The organism is Streptomyces sp. NPDC001852 (assembly GCF_042891825.1).
GTDB lineage: Bacteria > Actinomycetota > Actinomycetes > Streptomycetales > Streptomycetaceae > Streptomyces.
This window is the reverse complement of record NZ_JBIATN010000015.1, coordinates 98,795-116,134: the sequence shown is the minus strand read 5'-3', so window position 1 is coordinate 116,134 and position 17,340 is coordinate 98,795. Positions and strand designations below refer to the sequence as shown.

General features: G+C 71.4%; 12 protein-coding genes. 1 reads left to right on the top strand and 11 read right to left on the bottom strand.

Annotation, left to right across the window (positions count from 1 at the left end; all coding sequences use genetic code 11):
- Positions 1-102 precede the first annotated feature (102 nt).
- Entirely contained in the window at positions 103-900 is a 798-nt protein-coding gene (locus ACFYZB_RS25940) for an IclR family transcriptional regulator (protein ID WP_388762856.1), read from the top strand.
- Between the two features lie 57 nt (positions 901-957).
- Here ACFYZB_RS25940 and ACFYZB_RS25935 read toward each other — a convergent pair whose 3' ends face one another.
- The 11 genes from ACFYZB_RS25935 to ACFYZB_RS25885 form a co-directional block, all read right to left on the bottom strand.
- Complete coding sequence (locus ACFYZB_RS25935) at positions 958-1,560, bottom strand: sarcosine oxidase subunit gamma (protein ID WP_388762854.1); 603 nt, start codon at positions 1,558-1,560, stop codon at positions 958-960.
- Positions 1,553-4,783, bottom strand: a complete 3,231-nt coding sequence (locus ACFYZB_RS25930) for a sarcosine oxidase subunit delta family protein (RefSeq protein WP_388762852.1) — start codon at positions 4,781-4,783, stop codon at positions 1,553-1,555. Before ACFYZB_RS25930 ends, ACFYZB_RS25935 begins: the two co-directional genes overlap by 8 nt.
- Positions 4,784-4,794: 11 nt before the next feature.
- Positions 4,795-6,027: a sarcosine oxidase subunit beta family protein gene (locus ACFYZB_RS25925; RefSeq protein ID WP_388762850.1), complete on the bottom strand. Its 1,233-nt coding sequence runs from the start codon at positions 6,025-6,027 to the stop codon at positions 4,795-4,797.
- A complete protein-coding gene (gene glyA / locus ACFYZB_RS25920) occupies positions 6,024-7,307 on the bottom strand; it encodes a serine hydroxymethyltransferase (protein WP_388762849.1) in 1,284 nt (427 codons plus the stop codon). Before glyA ends, ACFYZB_RS25925 begins: the two co-directional genes overlap by 4 nt.
- Positions 7,304-8,164, bottom strand: coding sequence for a bifunctional methylenetetrahydrofolate dehydrogenase/methenyltetrahydrofolate cyclohydrolase (locus ACFYZB_RS25915; protein ID WP_388762848.1), 861 nt, complete (start codon positions 8,162-8,164; stop codon positions 7,304-7,306). Before ACFYZB_RS25915 ends, glyA begins: the two co-directional genes overlap by 4 nt.
- Positions 8,165-8,199: 35 nt before the next feature.
- Positions 8,200-10,638 (bottom strand): FAD-dependent oxidoreductase, encoded by a 2,439-nt coding sequence (locus ACFYZB_RS25910; RefSeq protein WP_388762847.1) that lies wholly within the window; start codon positions 10,636-10,638, stop codon positions 8,200-8,202.
- 207 nt (positions 10,639-10,845) lie between these two features.
- Positions 10,846-11,811 carry an ABC transporter substrate-binding protein gene (locus ACFYZB_RS25905; protein WP_388762846.1) on the bottom strand — a complete coding sequence of 322 codons (966 nt, stop codon included), beginning with the start codon at positions 11,809-11,811 and terminating at the stop codon, positions 10,846-10,848.
- A gap of 13 nt (positions 11,812-11,824) precedes the next feature.
- Positions 11,825-13,801, bottom strand: coding sequence for an ABC transporter permease (locus tag ACFYZB_RS25900; protein ID WP_388762845.1), 1,977 nt, complete (start codon positions 13,799-13,801; stop codon positions 11,825-11,827).
- Complete coding sequence (locus ACFYZB_RS25895) at positions 13,801-14,904, bottom strand: glycine betaine/L-proline ABC transporter ATP-binding protein (RefSeq protein ID WP_388762844.1); 1,104 nt, start codon at positions 14,902-14,904, stop codon at positions 13,801-13,803. Before ACFYZB_RS25895 ends, ACFYZB_RS25900 begins: the two co-directional genes overlap by 1 nt.
- Positions 14,905-14,924: 20 nt before the next feature.
- The gene (locus ACFYZB_RS25890; RefSeq protein ID WP_388762842.1) at positions 14,925-16,394 is read right to left on the bottom strand and encodes an aldehyde dehydrogenase family protein; all 1,470 of its coding nucleotides are present in this window, start codon (positions 16,392-16,394) and stop codon (positions 14,925-14,927) included.
- Positions 16,395-16,503: 109 nt separating this feature from the next.
- Positions 16,504-17,340 carry a 5,10-methylenetetrahydrofolate reductase gene (locus ACFYZB_RS25885; protein ID WP_388762840.1) on the bottom strand — a complete coding sequence of 279 codons (837 nt, stop codon included), beginning with the start codon at positions 17,338-17,340 and terminating at the stop codon, positions 16,504-16,506.

Genomic DNA, 17,340 nt, shown 5'->3' with positions numbered 1-17,340 from the left:
GCGAGAACTCTGCGACGACGGCTCCCCTGCCCGGGGAGCCGTCGTATAGCCTCCCTCTGCGAACCACGGGGCACAGGGGCCGATGGTGCGTATAGTTGCGCTATGAGCAACTACCTCGCAGATGGCGAAACAGCGGCTCCGGCGGTGAACGGGGTGCAGTCCGTCGACCGTGCGGTCAGCGTCCTGGAGATCCTGGCCCGGCGCGGTGAGGCGGGCGTCAGCGAGGTCGCCGCCGAGATCGACGTCCACAAGTCGACCGCGTTCCGGTTGCTCGGAGCGCTGGAGGCGCGCGGTCTGGTCGAGCAGGCCGCCGAGCGCGGCAAATACCGGCTCGGTTTCGGGATCGTGCGCCTGGCCGGCGCGGTGGCGGGCCGCCTCGACATCACACAGCAGGGCCGGGAGGTGTGCGAGCGGCTCAGCGAGGAGATCGGCGAGACCGTCAACATCGCCGTGCTGCAGGAGCACTACGCCGTCAACCTCCACCAGGTACGCGGTCCGGGCGCCGTCGGCACCCACAACTGGGTCGGACAGCTGACGCCCGTGCATGCCACGTCCAGCGGCAAGGTCCTGCTCGCACACCTGCCCGCGCAGGAGCGCGCCGCGGTGCTCGCGGCCTCCGGACTGCGGAGGCTCACGCCGCACACCCTGACCGCAGGGACGACGCTGGAGGAGAACCTCACCGAGGCGCGCGAACGCGGCTACGCGGTGACCCTGGAGGAACTCGAGATCGGCCTGCACGCCATGGCTGCCCCCATCCGCTCGCACCACGGCCAGGTCGTCGCCGCCCTCAGCGCATCGGGCCCCGCCTACCGCTTCACCGAGGAGCGCATGCACGAGCTGGCGCCCCTGCTGCTCAGGGGCGCGGAGGAGATCAGCCACCGAATGGGGTACGTCGGCTGAGCCTCCCCCGCGTCGACCCGGCACCGCCGGTTCACCTCCGCGTCCCCGCCGGGTCGCTCACCGGTATTCGACGGCCGCGTCCAGCAGCCAGTCCGCCAGATAGCCGGCGAAGGAGGAGCGCACCAGCACCCAGAAGCCGGCCCTGGGCTCGTCGCGGGCCACCAGGACGACCTGGGTGCGGGCCAGCGTCGTCTGGGCGCAGCGGCCGGGGCCGAAGGCACGCGGGTGCAGGTCCAGCGCGCAGCCGTGGGCCAGCAGGTCGCGGGCTCGGGGTCCGCCGACCAGCAGGGTGGTGCGCTGGGCGGAGACGTCGGTGACGGAGACCGGTTCGTCTCCCGCCGCCGAGCGGATCAGGCCCTCCAGGTCCCGCTCGGTTCCGGGCAGGCCCACCACGAGCCATTCGTCGGGGCCGAGCCACACCACGGTCACGCCGCCCGCGTGCACGACGGTGTTGGGTTCCAGGGGCAGTTGCAGTCCCAGGGCCAGTCCGACGGCGTCCGCCGCCGGACTCTTGGCGTCGAGGCGGACGTTCACCTGGGCCAGGAAGGGGAGTTCGGCCAGGCGGATCGCGCCCCGGGAGGAGCGCGTCGCGGCGGCCAGGCGGTGGGCGGCGTCGGCCAGGGGGCTGCGCTGCCGTACGGTCGGGGCGGTGTCAGCCATCGCGGCGGGCTCCCTCGGGGTCGTAGAGGACGGGGCTTGCGACGGTCACTGGGACCAGCCGGTCGCCGACGGGTGCGTAGAGGCGTTCGCCGATGCGGTCCCGGCCGCCCTTGATCAGGGCGAGCGCGAAGGTCCGCCCGAGCGCCGCGCTGCGGTAGCTGGACGTGACGTGACCGAGCATCGGTACGGGCGGGGCGGGCAGTTCGCCGTCGGCGACCAGGTGCGTGCCCTCCGGCAGGAAGGCGGCCGGGTCCTCCGTCAGGAGCCCGACGAGGTGCTTGCGGTCGGGGCGGACCGTGTCGGCGCGGGCGTGGGAGCGCTTGCCGATGAAGTCGGGCTTCTTCTTCGACACCGCCCAGCCCATGCCGAGGTCCTGCGGGGTGACCGTGCCGTCGGTGTCCTGGCCGACGATCGGGTATCCCTTCTCGGCACGCAGGACGTGCATGGTCTCGGTGCCGTACGGGGTGATGCCGTACGGGGCGCCGGCCTCGTACAGCGCCTCCCACAGGGCGAGGGCGTCCCACGGTGACACGTTGACCTCGTAGGCGAGTTCGCCGGAGAAGCTGATCCGGCACACGCGCGCGTCGATGCCGGCGACGGTCGTCTCCCGCCACGCCATGAACGGGAAGTCCTCGTTGTCCACGGCCAGTTGGGGCGCCAGCGAGCCCAGAACCCGGCGGGAGCGCGGGCCGACGAGGGCCACGGTCGCCCACTGCTCGGTGACCGATGTGCAGCGGACCCGCAGGTCGGGCCACTCGGTCTGCAGCCACTCCTCCATCCAGTCCAGGACCGCTGCCGCGTTGCCCGTCGTCGTGGTGACCAGGAAGCGGTCCTGGGCGAGCCGGATGACCGTGCCGTCGTCGAAGACCATCCCGTCCAGGCGGCACATCACGCCGTAGCGGATCATGCCGACCTTCAGGGTGCTCATCATGTTGGTGTACAGCCGGTCGAGGAAGAGTGCCGCGTCCGGGCCCTGCACGTCGATCTTGCCGAGGGTGGAGGCGTCCATGAAGGCGACGCCCTCGCGGGCGGCGCGGCACTCGCGCAGCACCGCGGTCTCCATGTCCTCGCCGTCCTGCGGGTAGTACCAGGGCCGCTTCCACTGGCCGACGTTCTCGAACAGGGCGCCGTGCGCCACATGCCACGGGTGCAGGGCCGTCGTACGCACCGGGTCGCTCAGCGCGCCACGGTCCCGCCCGGCGAGGGCGGCGAAGGAGACCGGCGTGTACGGCGGCCGGAAGGTGGGCAGACCGAGCGCCGAGATGTCCACGCCGAGGAGTTCGGCGACGACCCCGCTGGCCAGCACACCGGCCGTCCTGCCCTGGTCACCCCCGGTTCCCGCGGTGGTGTAGCGCTTGGTGTGCTCCACCGAGCGCAGTCCCGCGCCCGTCGCCCGCGCCAGGTCGTCCACCGTGACGTCGCGCTGGAGGTCGGCGAAGCGGGGTGCGCCGGTGTCGGTGGGGACGGTGAAGACCTGCATGGGCGGGGTGTGCGGCTGGACGGCCACGGGCGGGAGGGCGGGTGCTTCGGCCGTGTAGCCCTCCGCCTCGACCGCGCGGGTGCCGGCTGCCGCGCCCTGCGCGAGGGTTGCGGCGAGGTCGAAGGCGCCGTTGGCGCTGCCCACGACCTCCACCGCCTGCCGGCCCGTGTCGGGCACGAAGGCACCGAGCACGTCGTCGTGGCGAAGCTTGCCGCCCGACTGGCTGAACAGGTGCGCGACCGGGTTCCAGCCGCCGGAGACCAGGAGCAGGTCGACGGCGAACTGCCGCTGTCCGGCGGTCTTCCCGTACGGGGCGACCGTCACGGCGGTGAGCCGGTCCGCGCCTTCGGTGCCGGTGACCGCGTGCCCGGCGAGCACCTCGATCCCGGCGGACCGGGCGCGCTCGGCCCACTCCCCCGGCTCGGGCCGGGTGTCGACGATCGCGGCGATACCCACGCCGGCGGCGGCCAGGTCGAGCGCGGCGGCGTAGGCGCTGTCGTTGGTGGTGAACACGACCGCGTGCCGGCCGGGCAGCACGGCGTACCGGTGCAGGTACGTCCGGGCCGAGGACGCCAGCATCACGCCGGGCCGGTCGTTGTCGCCGAACGCCAGCGAACGCTCGTGGGCGCCGGTCGCGAGGACCACGCGCCGGGCGCGGATCCGCCAGACCCGCTCGCGGGAGACGTCCGCCGGGGCGTCGGCGCCGAGGTGGCTGGTGCGGCGCTCGACGGCGAGGAGGTGGTTGTCGTCGTAGTGGCCGAAGACCGTGGTACGGCGCAGGACGCGCACCTCGGGGGCGCTTTCGAGCCGGGCACGCGTCGCCTCGACCCAGTCGAGGTGCTCGCCGGTGCCGAGCAGGCTGCCGCCGGGTTCCGGCTGGTCGTCGGCGAGGATGACGCGGGCGCCGCTGTGCGCTGCCGCCGCCGCGGCGGCGAGGCCGGCCGGGCCCGCGCCGACGACGAGCAGGTCGCAGTGGGCGTGTACGGCGTCGTAGCGGGCGGGGTCGGGTTCGGCGGCGAGCCGGCCCTGGCCCGGGAGGCTGCTCGCGACCAGGCCGTCGTACAGCTCGACGGTCGTGGCGGGGAGCATGGGCTCGGGGAACGGCTCCTCGATCTGGACGACCGCGTTGGGTTCCTCCACGCCGGCCGAGAAGATGCCGCGCGGGCGGCCGAGCTTGATGCTGGTGGCGGCCTGGATGACGCCGTTGGCGAGGAGGGCGGAGGCGAGGGTGTCGCCGCGGAACCCTTCGTACCGGGTGCCGTCGAACGTGAACGCCAGGTGGACGTCGCGGTCGATGCGACCACCGGTGGCCAGGCGGTGCGGCTGGCTCGCGAGCCGTGCCGGGGGCTCCGCCCCCGGACTCCCGGTCGGCCCCGGACGGGCCCCGTCCTCAAGCTCCCCCGGAGGGGGGACCCCCGGACGGGCTGGTACGGCCGAAGCCGGCCGAGAAGTGACCAGGCGCGGCTCCACCGTCTCCGGACGCGGCTCCCCCGCCTTGTACACGGCGAGGATCTCGTTCGTCGACGTGTCCCGCACCGCGTTGAACCAGCGGCGGCAGCCCGCCGCGTGGCTCCACCGCTCGGCGAACGGCCCCTTGGGGTTGTCACGGAAGAACAGGTACCGCGCCCACTCCTCGTCCGTGAGGGCTGCGGGGTCCTCGGGGTAGGGGACGTGGGCCTGGCCGCCGTAGTGGAACTCGGCCTCGTCACGGGGCCCGCACCACGGGCAGGGGATCAGCAGCATGGTTCGGCTCCCTAGTGGGCCACCGCGGCCGCGCCGTGCTCGTCGACGAGCGCGCCGGTGGTGAAACGGTCGAGCGAGAAGGGGGCGTTCAGGGTGTGCGGGGTGTCGTGGGCGATGGTGTGGGCGTAGACCCAGCCGACGCCCGGGGTGGCCTTGAAACCGCCTGTCCCCCAGCCGCAGTTGAGGTAGAGGTTGCCGACCGGGGTCAGACCGACGATGGGCGAGGCGTCGGGGCTGACGTCGACGATGCCGCCCCAGGTGCGCAGCACATGGGCGCGGGCGAAGACCGGGAAGAGTTCCAGGGCCGCCGACATCTGCTCCTCGATGATGTGGAAGGCGCCGCGCTGGGTGTAGGAGTTGTAGGCGTCGATGCCCGCACCCATCACCAGCTCGCCCTTGTGCGCCTGGCTGACGTACACGTGGACGGCGTTGGACATCACCACGGTCGGGTGCACCGGCTCCAGCAGTTCGGAGACGAGGGCCTGCAACGGGTGGCTCTGGAGCGGCAGTTCGATGCCCGCCATGGCGGCGAGGACCGAGGTGTGGCCGGCCGAGCACAGGGCCACCTTGCCCGCCGCGATCGGACCCAGGGACGTCTGGACGCCGACGACCCGGCCGCCGGCCACGTCCAGTCCGGTGACCTCGCAGTTCTGGATGATGTCGATGCCGGCGGCGTCCGCGGAGCGGGCGAAGCCCCAGGCGACGTGGTCGTGCTTGGCGATGCCGGCACGCGGCTGGTAGGTACCGCCGAGCACGGGGTAGCGCACGTCGGGCGAGACGTTGACGATCGGGCAGACCTCTTTGACCGCTTGCTCGTCCAGCCACTCGGCGTCGACGCCGTTGAGCCGGTTGGCCTCGACCCTGCGCACGCTGTCGCGGACGTCCTGCAGGCTGTGGGCGAGGTTCAGCACACCGCGCTGGGAGAAGAGGATCGGGTAGTCGAGCTCCTCCTCCAGTCCCTCCCACAGCTTCAGCGCGTGCTCGTAGATGCCCGCGCTCTCGTCCCACAGGTAGTTGGAGCGGATGATCGTGGTGTTGCGGGCCATGTTGCCGCCCGCGAGCCAGCCCTTCTCCAGAACCGCGACACTCGTGATGCCGTGGTTCTTCGCCAGGTAGTGGGCGGTGGCCAGGCCGTGGCCGCCGCCGCCCACGATCACCACGTCGTACGACCGCTTCGGCTCGGGGGTGCGCCAGAGCCGGTCCGGGTGGTCGGGCAGGTCGGCGCCTGGGGTGCGGGGGCTCATCGGGCGTCTCCGTCGTGCGAGAGGTGCGGGTAGAGCGGGTGCCTGGCCGCGAGTGCCTCGGTGCGGGCGCGCAGGGCCGCCACATCCGGCTCGGGCTGCAGGGCCGACGCGATCACGTCGGCGACCTCGGCGAAGTCCGCCTCCGTGAAGCCCCGGGTGGCCAGCGCGGGGGTGCCGATGCGCAGGCCGGAGGTGACCATGGGCGGGCGCGGGTCGAAGGGGACGGCGTTGCGGTTGACGGTGATGCCGATCCGGTGGAGGAGGTCTTCGGCCTGCCGGCCGTCCAGTGAGGAGTCCCGCAGGTCGACCAGGACGAGGTGGACGTCCGTGCCGCCCGTCAGCACCTTCACCCCGGCCTCGGCCGTGTCGGGCCGGGTGAGGCGTTCGGCGAGGATACGGGCGCCGGCCAGGGTGCGGGCCTGGCGTTCGGCGAACTCGGGCGAGGCGGCGACCTTGAAGGAGACCGCCTTGGCCGCGATGACGTGCTCCAGCGGGCCGCCCTGCATGCCCGGGAAGACCGCCGAGTTGATCTTCTTGGCGAGGTCGGCGTCGTTGGTGAGGATGACTCCGCCGCGGGGGCCGCCGAGGGTCTTGTGCGTGGTGGTGGTGACCACGTGCGCGTGCGGGACGGGGCTGGGGTGCAGTCCGGCGGCGACCAGGCCCGCGAAGTGCGCCATGTCGACCATGAGGAGGGCACCGACCTCGTCGGCGATGCGCCGGAAGGCCGCGAAGTCCAGCTGCCGGGGATATGCCGACCAGCCCGCGATGATCATCTTGGGGCGGTGCTCCTTGGCGAGCCGCTCCACCTCGTCCATGTCCACGAGGTGGTCCGTCTCGGAGACGTGGTAGGGCACGACGTCGAGCATCTTGCCGCTGTAGTTGATGCGCATGCCGTGGGTGAGGTGGCCGCCGTGCGCGAGGTCGAGGCCGAGGATCGTGTCGCCGGGCCGGAGGAGGGCGAAGAACACGGCGGTGTTCGCCTGGGCGCCCGAGTGCGGCTGGACGTTGGCGTAGGCGGCCCCGAAGAGGGACTTGACCCGCTCGATGGCCAGGCGCTCGGTGACGTCGACGTGTTCGCAGCCGCCGTAGTAGCGGCGGCCGGGATAGCCCTCGGCGTACTTGTTGGTCGCGACCGATCCCTGTGCCTCCATCACGGCGGTGGGCGCGAAGTTCTCGGAGGCGATCATCTCCAGGGTGGACTGCTGGCGCAGGAGTTCGGCGCGGAGGGCTTCGTGGACCTCGGGGTCCAGCTCCGCCAGGGGCGTGTTCAGGGCGTTCATACGGCGGTCGCGTTCCTCTCGGCGGCCTCGACGACGTTGGCGAGCAGCATGGCTCGGGTCATGGGTCCCACTCCCCCGGGCATCGGCGCGAGCCATCCGGCGACCTCGGCGGCCTCCGGGTGGACGTCGCCGACGAGCCCGTGCCCGGTGCGGGTGATGCCGACGTCCAGGACGGCCGCGCCGGGGCGCAGCATGTCCTTGGTGATCAGTCCGGGCGAGCCGGCCGCCGCGACGACGATGTCCGCCTCGCGTACGTGCCAGGCCAGCCCCTTGGTTCCGGTGTGGCAGAGGGTGACCGTGGCGTTCTCGGACCTGCGGGTGAGCAGCAGGCCGATGGGCCGTCCGACCGTGATGCCCCGGCCGACCACGCACACCCGCGCTCCGGCGAGCGGGACGTCGTGACGGCGGAGCAGTTCGACGATGCCGCGCGGGGTGCAGGGCAGCGGCGCCTCGACGCCGAGGGTGAGCCGGCCGAGGTTGACCGGGTGCAGGCCGTCGGCGTCCTTGGCGGGGTCCATGCGCTCCAGGACGGCGTTGGCGTCCAGGTGGCGCGGGAGCGGGAGTTGGACGATGTAGCCGGTGCAGGCCGGGTCGGCGTTGAGTTCGTCGATGACGTCCTCGACCTGCCGCTGGGTGGCGTCGGCGGGCAGCTCACGGCGCAGGGAGGCGATACCGGCCTGCGCACAGTCGCGGTGCTTGCCGGAGACGTAGGCGTGGCTGCCGGGGTCGTCGCCGACGAGCACGGTGCCGAGGCCCGGGGAACGTCCCGTGAGGGCGGTCAACTTGGCCACTCGCTCGGCCAGTTCACTGCGGATGGCGGCGGCGGTGGCCTTGCCGTCAAGGCGTTGTGCGGTCACCGGTGGTGTTCCTTTCCGTCGAAGCCCACGGAGTGTCAGCCACGGAGACGGGACATGGCGGGATCGAACAGCGGCTCCTCGGCGACGACGGCCTCGATGCGCTGGTCGAAGTAGCCGATGTGCACCGTGGTGCCGGGAGCGGCCAGCTCGGCCGGAAGCCACGCGTAAGCGATCCCCTTGCCGACCGTGTAGCCGTACGCGGCGCTGGTGACGTAGCCGACGGCGCGGTCGCCGTCGTAGACCGGCTCCTTGCCCATGACGACCGCCCGCGGGTCGTCGATGGTGAGGCAGCTCAGCCTGCGCCGCACATCGGTCTTGCGCCGCTCCAGCGCGGCCTTGCCGGTGAAGTCGCCCTTGTCGAGTCTGACGGCGAAGCCGACGCCGGCCTCGTACGGGTCGTGCTCGTAGGTCATGTCGGTGCCGAAGGAGCGGTAGCCCTTCTCCAGACGGAGGCTGTTGAAGGCGCCGCGGCCGGCGATGATGCCGCCCAGTGGCTCGGCCGCCTGCCACAGGGTGTCCCACAGCTTCAGGCCCTGGTCGGCGGTCGTGTAGAGCTCCCAGCCGAGCTCGCCGACGTACGACAGCCGCATCACGGTGACCGGCACCGAGCCGACGTAGGCCCGCTTGGCGCGGAAGTACTTCAGACCGTCGTTGGAGAAGTCCTCGTCGGTGAGCGGTTGCAGCACCTCGCGGGCGAGCGGGCCCCACAGGCCGATGCAGCAGGTGCCGGCGGTGATGTCGCGGACCTGGACCGTGCCGTCGGCGGGCAGGTGGCGGGTGAACCAGTCGAGGTCCAGGTTGCCGTTGGCGCCGACCTGGAAGAGGTCGCGGGCGAGGCGGGCGACGGTGATGTCACTGCGGATGCCGCCGTCGTGGTCCAGGAGCAGCGTGTACGTCACCGAGCCGACCGACTTGGCGACCTTTCCGGTGACCAGGCCCTCCAGGAAGCCGGCGGCACCGGGGCCGCTGACCTCCAGGCGCTTGAGGGCGGTCATGTCGTACAGGGCGACCTTCTCGCGGGTCACCTGTGCTTCGGCGCCGACGATCGGGGACCAGTACTGCGCCGCCCAGTCGTTGGGCGTGGGAAGGGAACGGCCTTCCACCAGGCCCGCGTTGGCCTCGTACCACTGCGGACGCTCCCAGCCGTTCGCCTCCAGGAAGAAGGCGCCGTGTTCCTGCTGGCGGGCGTAGAAGGGGCTGGTGCGGATCGGGCGCGGCCTGCCCGAAGGCTGGAGGGGGTGGAGGATGTCGTAGACCTCGACGAAGTTCTGGCAGTCGCGGGCCAGGACGTACTCCGGGGAGAGCTGGTGCGGCTCGAAGCGGTTGACGTCGCACTCGTGCAGGTCGAAGGAGGAGCAGTAGCCGTCGACCAGCCACTCGGCGACGGCCCGGCCGACGCCCGCGGAGTGGGTGACCCAGACGGCCTCGGCGACCCAGAAGCCCTTGACGTCCGGGGACTCGCCGAGCAGCGGGTAGCCGTCGGTGGTGAAGGAGAACAGGCCGTTGATGCCCTCCTCGATCTTGGCCTCGCGGGTCGCGGGCAGCAGGGACTGCGTCTCGGTCCAGGCGTCCTCGAAGTCCTCCTCGGTGAACTTCAGGACCGACGGCATCCGGTCGGCCTCGTCCACGGAGAGGATGTCGTCGGCGGAGACCGGCATCGGGCGGTGGCCGTAGTAGCCGATGCCGAGGCCGTCGAAGCGGTCGCGGTAGTACAGGTCGGCGTCCTGGTGGCGCAGGATCGGGCGGACCGCCTCCTCGGTCTGGCCGGCCAGGGCGGGGACCGGGCCGGTCCAGGCGAGCTGGTGGGCGAGCGGGGTGAGCGGCAGGTTCATCCCGGCCATGCGGGCGATCTTCGGGCCCCAGATGCCGGCGCAGCACACGACGATGTCGGCTTCCAGGTCCCCCTGGTCGGTGCGGACGCCCGTCACCTCGCCGTCGGCCTGGAGCACGTCCAGGACCTCGTGCCGGGCGAGGAAGCGCACGCCGCGCTCGGTGGCCCGGCGGATCTGGGCCTCGACGGCGAGGACCGCCTTGGCGAGGCCGTCGGTGGGGACGAGGAGGCCGCCGAGGATCTTGTCGCGGTCGACCAGCGGGTGCTTCGCCACGCACTCGTCCGGGGTCAGCAGGCGCGCCTCGATGCCCCAGGCGGTGATCCAGCCGTGGCGCCGCCTCAGTTCGGCGAGGCGCTCGGGGCTGGTCGCCACCTCGAGGCCGCCGACCTGGAGGAAGCAGGGCTCGGCGTCCACCTCCAGGGAGCAGAACTTCTCGACCGTGTACCGGGCCAGCTCCGTCATGGTCTTCGAGGGGTTCGTCTGGAAGACCAGGCCCGGGGCGTGCGAGCTGGAGCCCCCGGTGGCCGGGAGGGGGCCCTGGTCGACCACGGTCACCTCGGTCCAGCCGCGTGCGGAGATCTCGTCCGCGAGGGCCGCTCCCACGACACCCGCTCCGATGATGACCACTCGGGGTCCCGCCATCGCCCAACCTCCGAACTTGAGACCGGTTCAGTTGCTTGTTGCGCAACTAGGTTCAGGTTGCGCAACTCAATGTGCCTGTCGCCATGGAGGGTGTCAAGGGGGCGGTGACGTCGGAGAACGGGCCGGAACACGGCAATGCCCGGCGGGCGGTGCGCACCTGTGCACACCGCCCGCCGGGCATCGTCAGCCGGCCTTTTCCGTCCCCTGCTACTTCAGCCAGGTGTCGACCTTGGCGCGGTTGGCGTCGACCCACTTCTTGGCCGCCGCGTCGTCGGACATCTTGTCCACGGCGATGTACTTGGCGACGGTGTTCTGGTCGTCGTTCGTCCAGTGGAAGTTCTTCACCAGGTTGTACGCCGGGCTGCCCGACTTGGCGAAGTTCGCACTGACGATCTTGTCCAGGTCGTACACGGGATAGTCACAGGCCACCTTGGCCGCGTCGGCGTCGCAGCCCTTGGTGTACGCGGGCAGGTTGACCTTCACCAGCGGCACTTCCGACATGAACCACTGCGGCTCGTAGAAGTAGCCGATCACCCACTGCTTGTTCTTCTCGGCGGTGCGGTAGGCCTGGATGAGCGCGGTCTCACTGCCCGCGTACACCACCTTGAAGTTCAGCTTCAGGTTCTTGACCAGGGCGGCGTCGTTGGTGACGTACGACGGGTCGCCGTCGAGCAGCTGGCCCTTGCCGCCCGACTCGGAGGTCTTGAACTTGTCGGCGTACTTGTTGAGGTTCTTCCAGTCGGTGATGTCCGGGTGGGCCTTGGCCAGCCACGGCGGCACGAACCAGCCGATGACGCCCTTGTTGCCCGTGGATCCCGCCTCCACGGCGGTCTTCTGCCCTGTGATGTACTTCGCCTTCAGGTCGTCGTGGCCCCAGTTCTCCAGGACGGCGTCGACCTCGCCGGTGCCGAAGCCCTGCCAGGCGATCTCCTCCTTCAGGTCCTTCTTCTGGACCGTACAGCCGAGGTCGTGCTGCGCCACGTACGCGACGACCGCCGCGTCCGCCTCGTAGCCGACCCACGGGTTGACCGCCAGATTGAAAGTGCTGCACTTGCCGCCCGAGGACTTCGAGCCGGCGGAGGTGCTGTCGCCGACCTTCGCTCCCGAGCAGGCCGTGAGGGTGAGGCCGAGGACGGCCAGGCCGGCCGCGCCGGCACGCCAGTGTCTTGCCATGGTGTCGTGCTCCTTATGCCCTGGTGCGTCGTGCCGCAGCCTGAGTGATCCGGTCGAACATGACTCCCAGCAGTACGATGGCGATCCCTGCCGCCAGCCCCTTGCCGTACAGCTGTCCCTGCGAGAATCCGGCCACGACGTCGTAGCCGAGGGCGCCCGCCCCTACCAGGCCGCCCACCACAACCATCGACAGCACGTAGATCAGGCCCTGGTTGGTCGCGAGGGTCAGGGCGCTGCGTGCCATCGGCAGCTGGACCTTGGTGATGATCTGCCAGGTGTTGCACCCGGCGGAGGTGGCCGCCTCCACGGTGGACTCGGACACGTTCCGCACCCCGTCCGCGATGATCTTGATGGCGACGGGCGCCGCGTAGACGACGGCCGCGACGATCGCGGTGAACCGGGTGGCTCCGAAGAGGGCCAGGAACGGCACGAGATAGACGAACGGCGGCATGACCTGCGCGGCGTCCAGGGTGGGCCGCACGATCCGGTCCACGAGCCGGCTGCGCCCCATCCACACCCCGAACACGGCGCCGAACAGCATCACCAGCACCGTGGCCACGGCGGTCGAGGCGAGGGTCGTCATGCTGTCCGACCACACGCCCGTCCCGACGAGCAGTCCCACGCACACGGCGGCCGTCGCTGCGGCACGCAGGCCGCCAAGCACCGCGCCGAGCCCGACCAGGGTGACGCCGACGAGCCACCACGGGGAGTCGGTGAGCAGCGTCTGGAACGGGTTCAGCAGACCGTTGGTGATGACGTCCCGGACACCGTTGGTCACTCCCGAGAGATGGTCCTGCAGCCAGGTGGTCGTGGTGTCGGCCGCGCTCGCGATGTGGCTGCCGGTGCTGCCGTTGCCGGGGAACTCGGCCGCCCAGACATAGGTGTGGGACAGGTAGACGAGGACGGCGGCGCCGACCCCGCCCGCCGCCAGCAGCGGGCGGCGCCACCGCGCCAGGCGTCCGGCGCTGCGCCGCGCCGCGTCGGCGCGTCCGGCGGCCGCGGTGGTGACCCGGTCGAGCACGATGGCCATGACGACGATGGCCAGGCCGGCGTTGAAGGCCGTGCCGACGTCGAGCGACTGCAGGGCCTGTACGACGGTCTTGCCGAGGCCGGGCGCGTCGATCAGGGCGGCGATGGTCACCATGGCCAGGGCGGCCATGATGGTCTGGTTGACGCCCATGACCACCGTCCGCTTCGACATCGGCAGCAGCACCTTCAGCAGTTGCTGCGAGCGCGTGGTGCCGAGCGACTCCGCCGCCTCGACGGTGGTCTCGGGCACCGAGCGGATGGCGTGCGCGGTGATGCGGATGGCGGGCGGCGCCGCGTAGATCACCGTGGTGATGACGGCGGAGGCCCCGCCGATGAGGAAGATCAGGGTCAGCGGGGCGAGGTAGACGAAGGTCGGCATCGTCTGCATGAAGTCCAGGAAGGGCGTCATGATCCGGTTGAACCGGTCGGAGAGACCGGCCCACACACCCAGCGGGATGCCGATGAGCAGCGCCACCAGGACGGCCGACAGGGTCAGCGCCAGGGTGTCCATGCTCTCCTGCCACAGGCCCTGCAGCCCGAAGAAGGTGAAGCCCGCGACGGCCAGCAGCGCCACCCGCCAGTTGCCCACGGCCCAGGAGACATAGCCCGTGAGTCCGACGACACCGAGCCAGCCGATCTGCGGGACCGGGCGGCTGCCGGTGGGCTGGGAGATCAGGGACTGGACGAAGGTGACCAGGTTGTCGACGACCAGCCGGATCTCGTTGAAGAAGTACAGGAAGAGCGGGTTGGAGTTGCGGTTGGCCCCGATGCTGTCGTTGAGATCGTTCAGCCGGCGGTGCAGGCCTGTGAGGTCGGCCGCCGCCAGGGTCAGCGTCTGCCGGCCGCGCAGCACGGCGAAGAGCACCAGCCAGGCGAGCAGGATCGCCGCCACCAGCATGGGGCGGCCGACCTTCTTGCGCATCGTCACGACCGGCGCGGTCGCGTCGGCGGCTACGGCCATCACGCACCGCCTTCCTGACCGGCCGACTGTCCCGCGACGACGGAAAGGATCTCCTCGTCGCCGACGATGCCGAGCAGCTTGCCGTTCTCGACGACCTTGACCGGCCTGTGCGCGGCCAGCACGGTACGGGTGGCCTCGCGCACCACGACGTCCGGCCCCAACTCGGGTCCGTCCAGGGCGTCTTCGGGCTCCACCGGGCGCATGATCCAGCGCAGGGTGAGGACGTCGCCGCGCGGCACGTCCTTCACGAAGTCGCGTACGTAGTCGTCCGCGGGGGCGCCGACGAGTTCGTCCCCGGTGCCGCACTGGACCATCTTCCCGTCGCGCATGATCAGGATGCGGTCGCCGAGCTTCAGGGCCTCGGACAGGTCGTGGGTGATGAACACCATGGTCTTGCCGACCTCGTGGTGCAGGCGGATGACCTCGCTCTGCATGTCGCGGCGGATCAGCGGGTCGAGCGCGGAGAACGGCTCGTCGAAGAAGAGGACGTCGGGGTCGCCGGCGAGGGCGCGGGCGAGGCCGACCCGTTGCTGCATACCGCCGGAGAGCTGGTCGGGGTAGGAGTTCTCGTATCCGGCGAGGCCCACCAGTTCGACGACCTCCAGGGCCTTCTTGGTGCGCTCGGCCTTGCCCATGCCCCGTATCTCCAGGCCGAACGCCACGTTGTCGACGACCCTGCGGTGCGGCAGCAGACCGAAGTGCTGGAAGACCATGGAGAACTTGCTGCGCCGCAGTTCGCGCAGCCGCCTCGGGTCGGCGCCACGGATGTCCTCGCCCTCGAAGACGACTTCTCCGGCGGTGGGTTCGATCAGCCGGGTCAGACATCGCACCAGGGTGGACTTGCCGGAGCCGGACAGGCCCATCACCACGAAGACCTCGCCGGGCGACACCTCGAAGTCGACGTCCCGTACGGCGGCGGTGCATCCGGTGCGGTCCATGAGCTCGCGGCGGGTGAGTCCGCACAGCTCCTCCGAGCCCGGCACTTCGTCGGCCTTCGGCCCGAACACCTTCCACAGCCGGCGCACGGAGATGACCGGGGTGCGGTCCTTGGGGTCCTGGGACGTGTCGCGCCGCTGCGACACCTCGGTCTGTGCTGGGGTCATGATCGACCTCTCTTCGGCGTTCAGCCGCGGAACCAGTGCTGCGGCCGGGGTTGGATGTTCTGCCAGACGTGCTTGGGCTCTCGGTACTCGTCGAGGCCGGTCGGCCCCAGCTCGCGGCCCACGCCCGAGCGCCCGAACCCACCCCATTCCGCTTGCGGCACATAGGGGTGGTAGTCGTTGATCCACACGGTGCCGTGGCGCAGCCCGCGGGCCACCCGCTGGGCCCTGCCCGCGTCCTGCGTCCAGACGGCTCCGGCGAGGCCGTACTCCGTGTCGTTGGCGATGCGGACGGCGTCGTCCTCGTCGTGGAAGCGCTCGACGGTGAGCACGGGTCCGAAGGACTCCTCGTGCACGACGCGCATGTCCTGCCGGCACTCGTCGAGGACGGTGGGCGGGTAGTAGAAGCCGTCCGCGAGCGCGGGGTCGTCGGGGCGTTCGCCGCCGCAGCGCAGTACGGCGCCCTCGGCGAGACCGGCGGCGACGTAGGCCTCGACCTTCTCCCGGTGCCGTGCGGAGATCAGCGGACCGGTCTCGGCCTCGGGGTCGAAGGGGCCGCCGAGGCGGATCCGCCGGGCGCGGCGCACGACCTCGTCGACGAAGGCGTCGTGGACCGAGTCCTCGACGATCAGGCGGGCGCCGGCCGAGCAGACCTGCCCGGAGTGCAGGAAGACGGCGGTGAGGGCGAAGTCGACGGCCGTCTCGAAGTCGGCGTCGGCGAAGACCACGTTCGGGTTCTTCCCGCCCAGTTCCAGCGCCACCTTCTTCACCGTCGCCGCCGCGGTGGCCATGATGTGCCGCCCCGTCTCCAGGCCTCCCGTGAAGGACACCATGTCGACGGCCGGGTGGTCGGCCAGCGGCGCGCCCGCCTCGGCTCCGGCGCCCAGCACCAGATTGGCGGCGCCCGCCGGGAGCCCCGCCTCCTGGAGGGCCTTCATCAGCAGGACGGAGGTGGAGGGGGTCAGCTCGCTGGGCTTGAGGACGACGGTGTTGCCCGCGAGAAGGGCCGGGGCGACCTTCCAACTGGCCTGGAGCAGCGGGTAGTTCCAGGGGGTGATCAGTCCGCACACACCGACGGGCTCGTAGGTGACCCGGCTGAGGGCGTCGTCGCGTCCAGTGTCGACCACCCGTCCCGCGCTGGTGCCGGCGATGCCGCCGTAGTACCGGAGGCAGGCGACGACGTCGGCGATGTCGTACTCGCTCTCGACCAGGCGCTTGCCGGTGTCGAGCGACTCGGCGCGGGCGAACTCCTTGGCGTCGCGCTCGATGACGTCCGCCGTGCGCAGCAGCAGCGCGCCGCGCTCCCGCTCGGGGGTGCGGGGCCAGGGGCCTTCGTCGAAGGCGCGCCGGGCGGCGGCGATCGCCGCCTCGGTGTCGGGGCGGGTCGCCTCCGAGACCGTCGCGACCGGCGTGCCGTCCGCCGGGCAGCGGATCTCCCGGTGGCCGCCGGCCACCGCAGCGCGCCATTCTCCGTCCACGTACAGATCTGCCACGGCCGCGCCCTTCGCAGGAGCTCGTTGCGTATTGTGCATCGCATTGCTTGTGGTGGAACACCCTGTCCGACCGGGCCGACACCCGTCAAGGGGTCGGCGGATGCCGGTTTCAGGCGGCGAGCCGGTCCAGCAGGGCCCGGCGCCAGCGCTCTGTCTCGGCGATCTGGTTGAAGGTGAACAGGTGCAGGCCGGCCACCGCGGCCGCGGGTCCGGTCAGCGCCTCCGCGCCGCGGCCGAGCAGCCGCTCGGGGGCGTATCCGCCGGGTGCCGCGAACCGCAGGAACCAGGAGGGGTGCCGGGTGAGAAAGCGCGTCGACTCCCCCACCCCGATCTTCGTCGCCATGGCCAGCAGCTTCGTCCGCTGCACGGGCCCCGCGACGCCCACGTACACGGGAAGGATGATGCGACGGCGCCGGATCCTGGTGATCCAGTCGCCGAGGACGCGCGGGTCGAAGCACAGGTTGCTGACGATGTACGTGGCGTGCGTCCGCTTGTCCCACATCGACTGGATGGTGATGTCGTCGTGGATGAGCGGATGGCTCTCCGGATAGCCCGTGATGCCCACGTCGGCGAAGGGGCTGCCCAGCTCGCTCAGACCGCGCAGCACTGGCAGAGCTCCGTCGTACGGCCCGGCCGGCGGATCGGCGTCGCCGGCCGGCACGAAGACGTCGTCGATGCCCGCCGCCCGCAGCCGTTCGGCCACGTCCTTCAGGTGTACGTCGTCCCGCAGCAGCCGTGCGGGCACATGCGGGACGACGCGGTAGCCGTGCGCCGCGAGCCGCTCGGTGAGGCCGAGGGTCGGCTCCAGCCCCCTGACCGGCGACGCGGTGACCGTGACCACGACGTCGCGGGGCACATGGGCGAGGACCTTCTCCTCGGTCACCTTCGCCGGTAGCACCTCGTAGCGGACGCGGCCGAGCAGCGCCCGCAGGGCCTCGGCCCCCAT

Excerpts from the sequence above, each read along its gene's own strand:
- ACFYZB_RS25940 (WP_388762856.1), top strand. The coding sequence starts at position 103 with ATGAGCAACTACCTCGCAGATGGCGAAACAGCGGCTCCGGCGGTGAAC.
- ACFYZB_RS25935 (WP_388762854.1), bottom strand. The coding sequence starts at position 1,560 with ATGGCTGACACCGCCCCGACCGTACGGCAGCGCAGCCCCCTGGCCGAC.
- ACFYZB_RS25930 (WP_388762852.1), bottom strand. The coding sequence starts at position 4,783 with ATGCTGCTGATCCCCTGCCCGTGGTGCGGGCCCCGTGACGAGGCCGAG.
- ACFYZB_RS25925 (WP_388762850.1), bottom strand. The coding sequence starts at position 6,027 with ATGAGCCCCCGCACCCCAGGCGCCGACCTGCCCGACCACCCGGACCGG.
- glyA (WP_388762849.1), bottom strand. The coding sequence starts at position 7,307 with ATGAACGCCCTGAACACGCCCCTGGCGGAGCTGGACCCCGAGGTCCAC.
- ACFYZB_RS25910 (WP_388762847.1), bottom strand. The coding sequence starts at position 10,638 with ATGGCGGGACCCCGAGTGGTCATCATCGGAGCGGGTGTCGTGGGAGCG.
- ACFYZB_RS25905 (WP_388762846.1), bottom strand. The coding sequence starts at position 11,811 with ATGGCAAGACACTGGCGTGCCGGCGCGGCCGGCCTGGCCGTCCTCGGC.
- ACFYZB_RS25900 (WP_388762845.1), bottom strand. The coding sequence starts at position 13,801 with ATGGCCGTAGCCGCCGACGCGACCGCGCCGGTCGTGACGATGCGCAAG.
- ACFYZB_RS25895 (WP_388762844.1), bottom strand. The coding sequence starts at position 14,904 with ATGACCCCAGCACAGACCGAGGTGTCGCAGCGGCGCGACACGTCCCAG.
- ACFYZB_RS25885 (WP_388762840.1), bottom strand. The coding sequence starts at position 17,340 with ATGGGGGCCGAGGCCCTGCGGGCGCTGCTCGGCCGCGTCCGCTACGAG.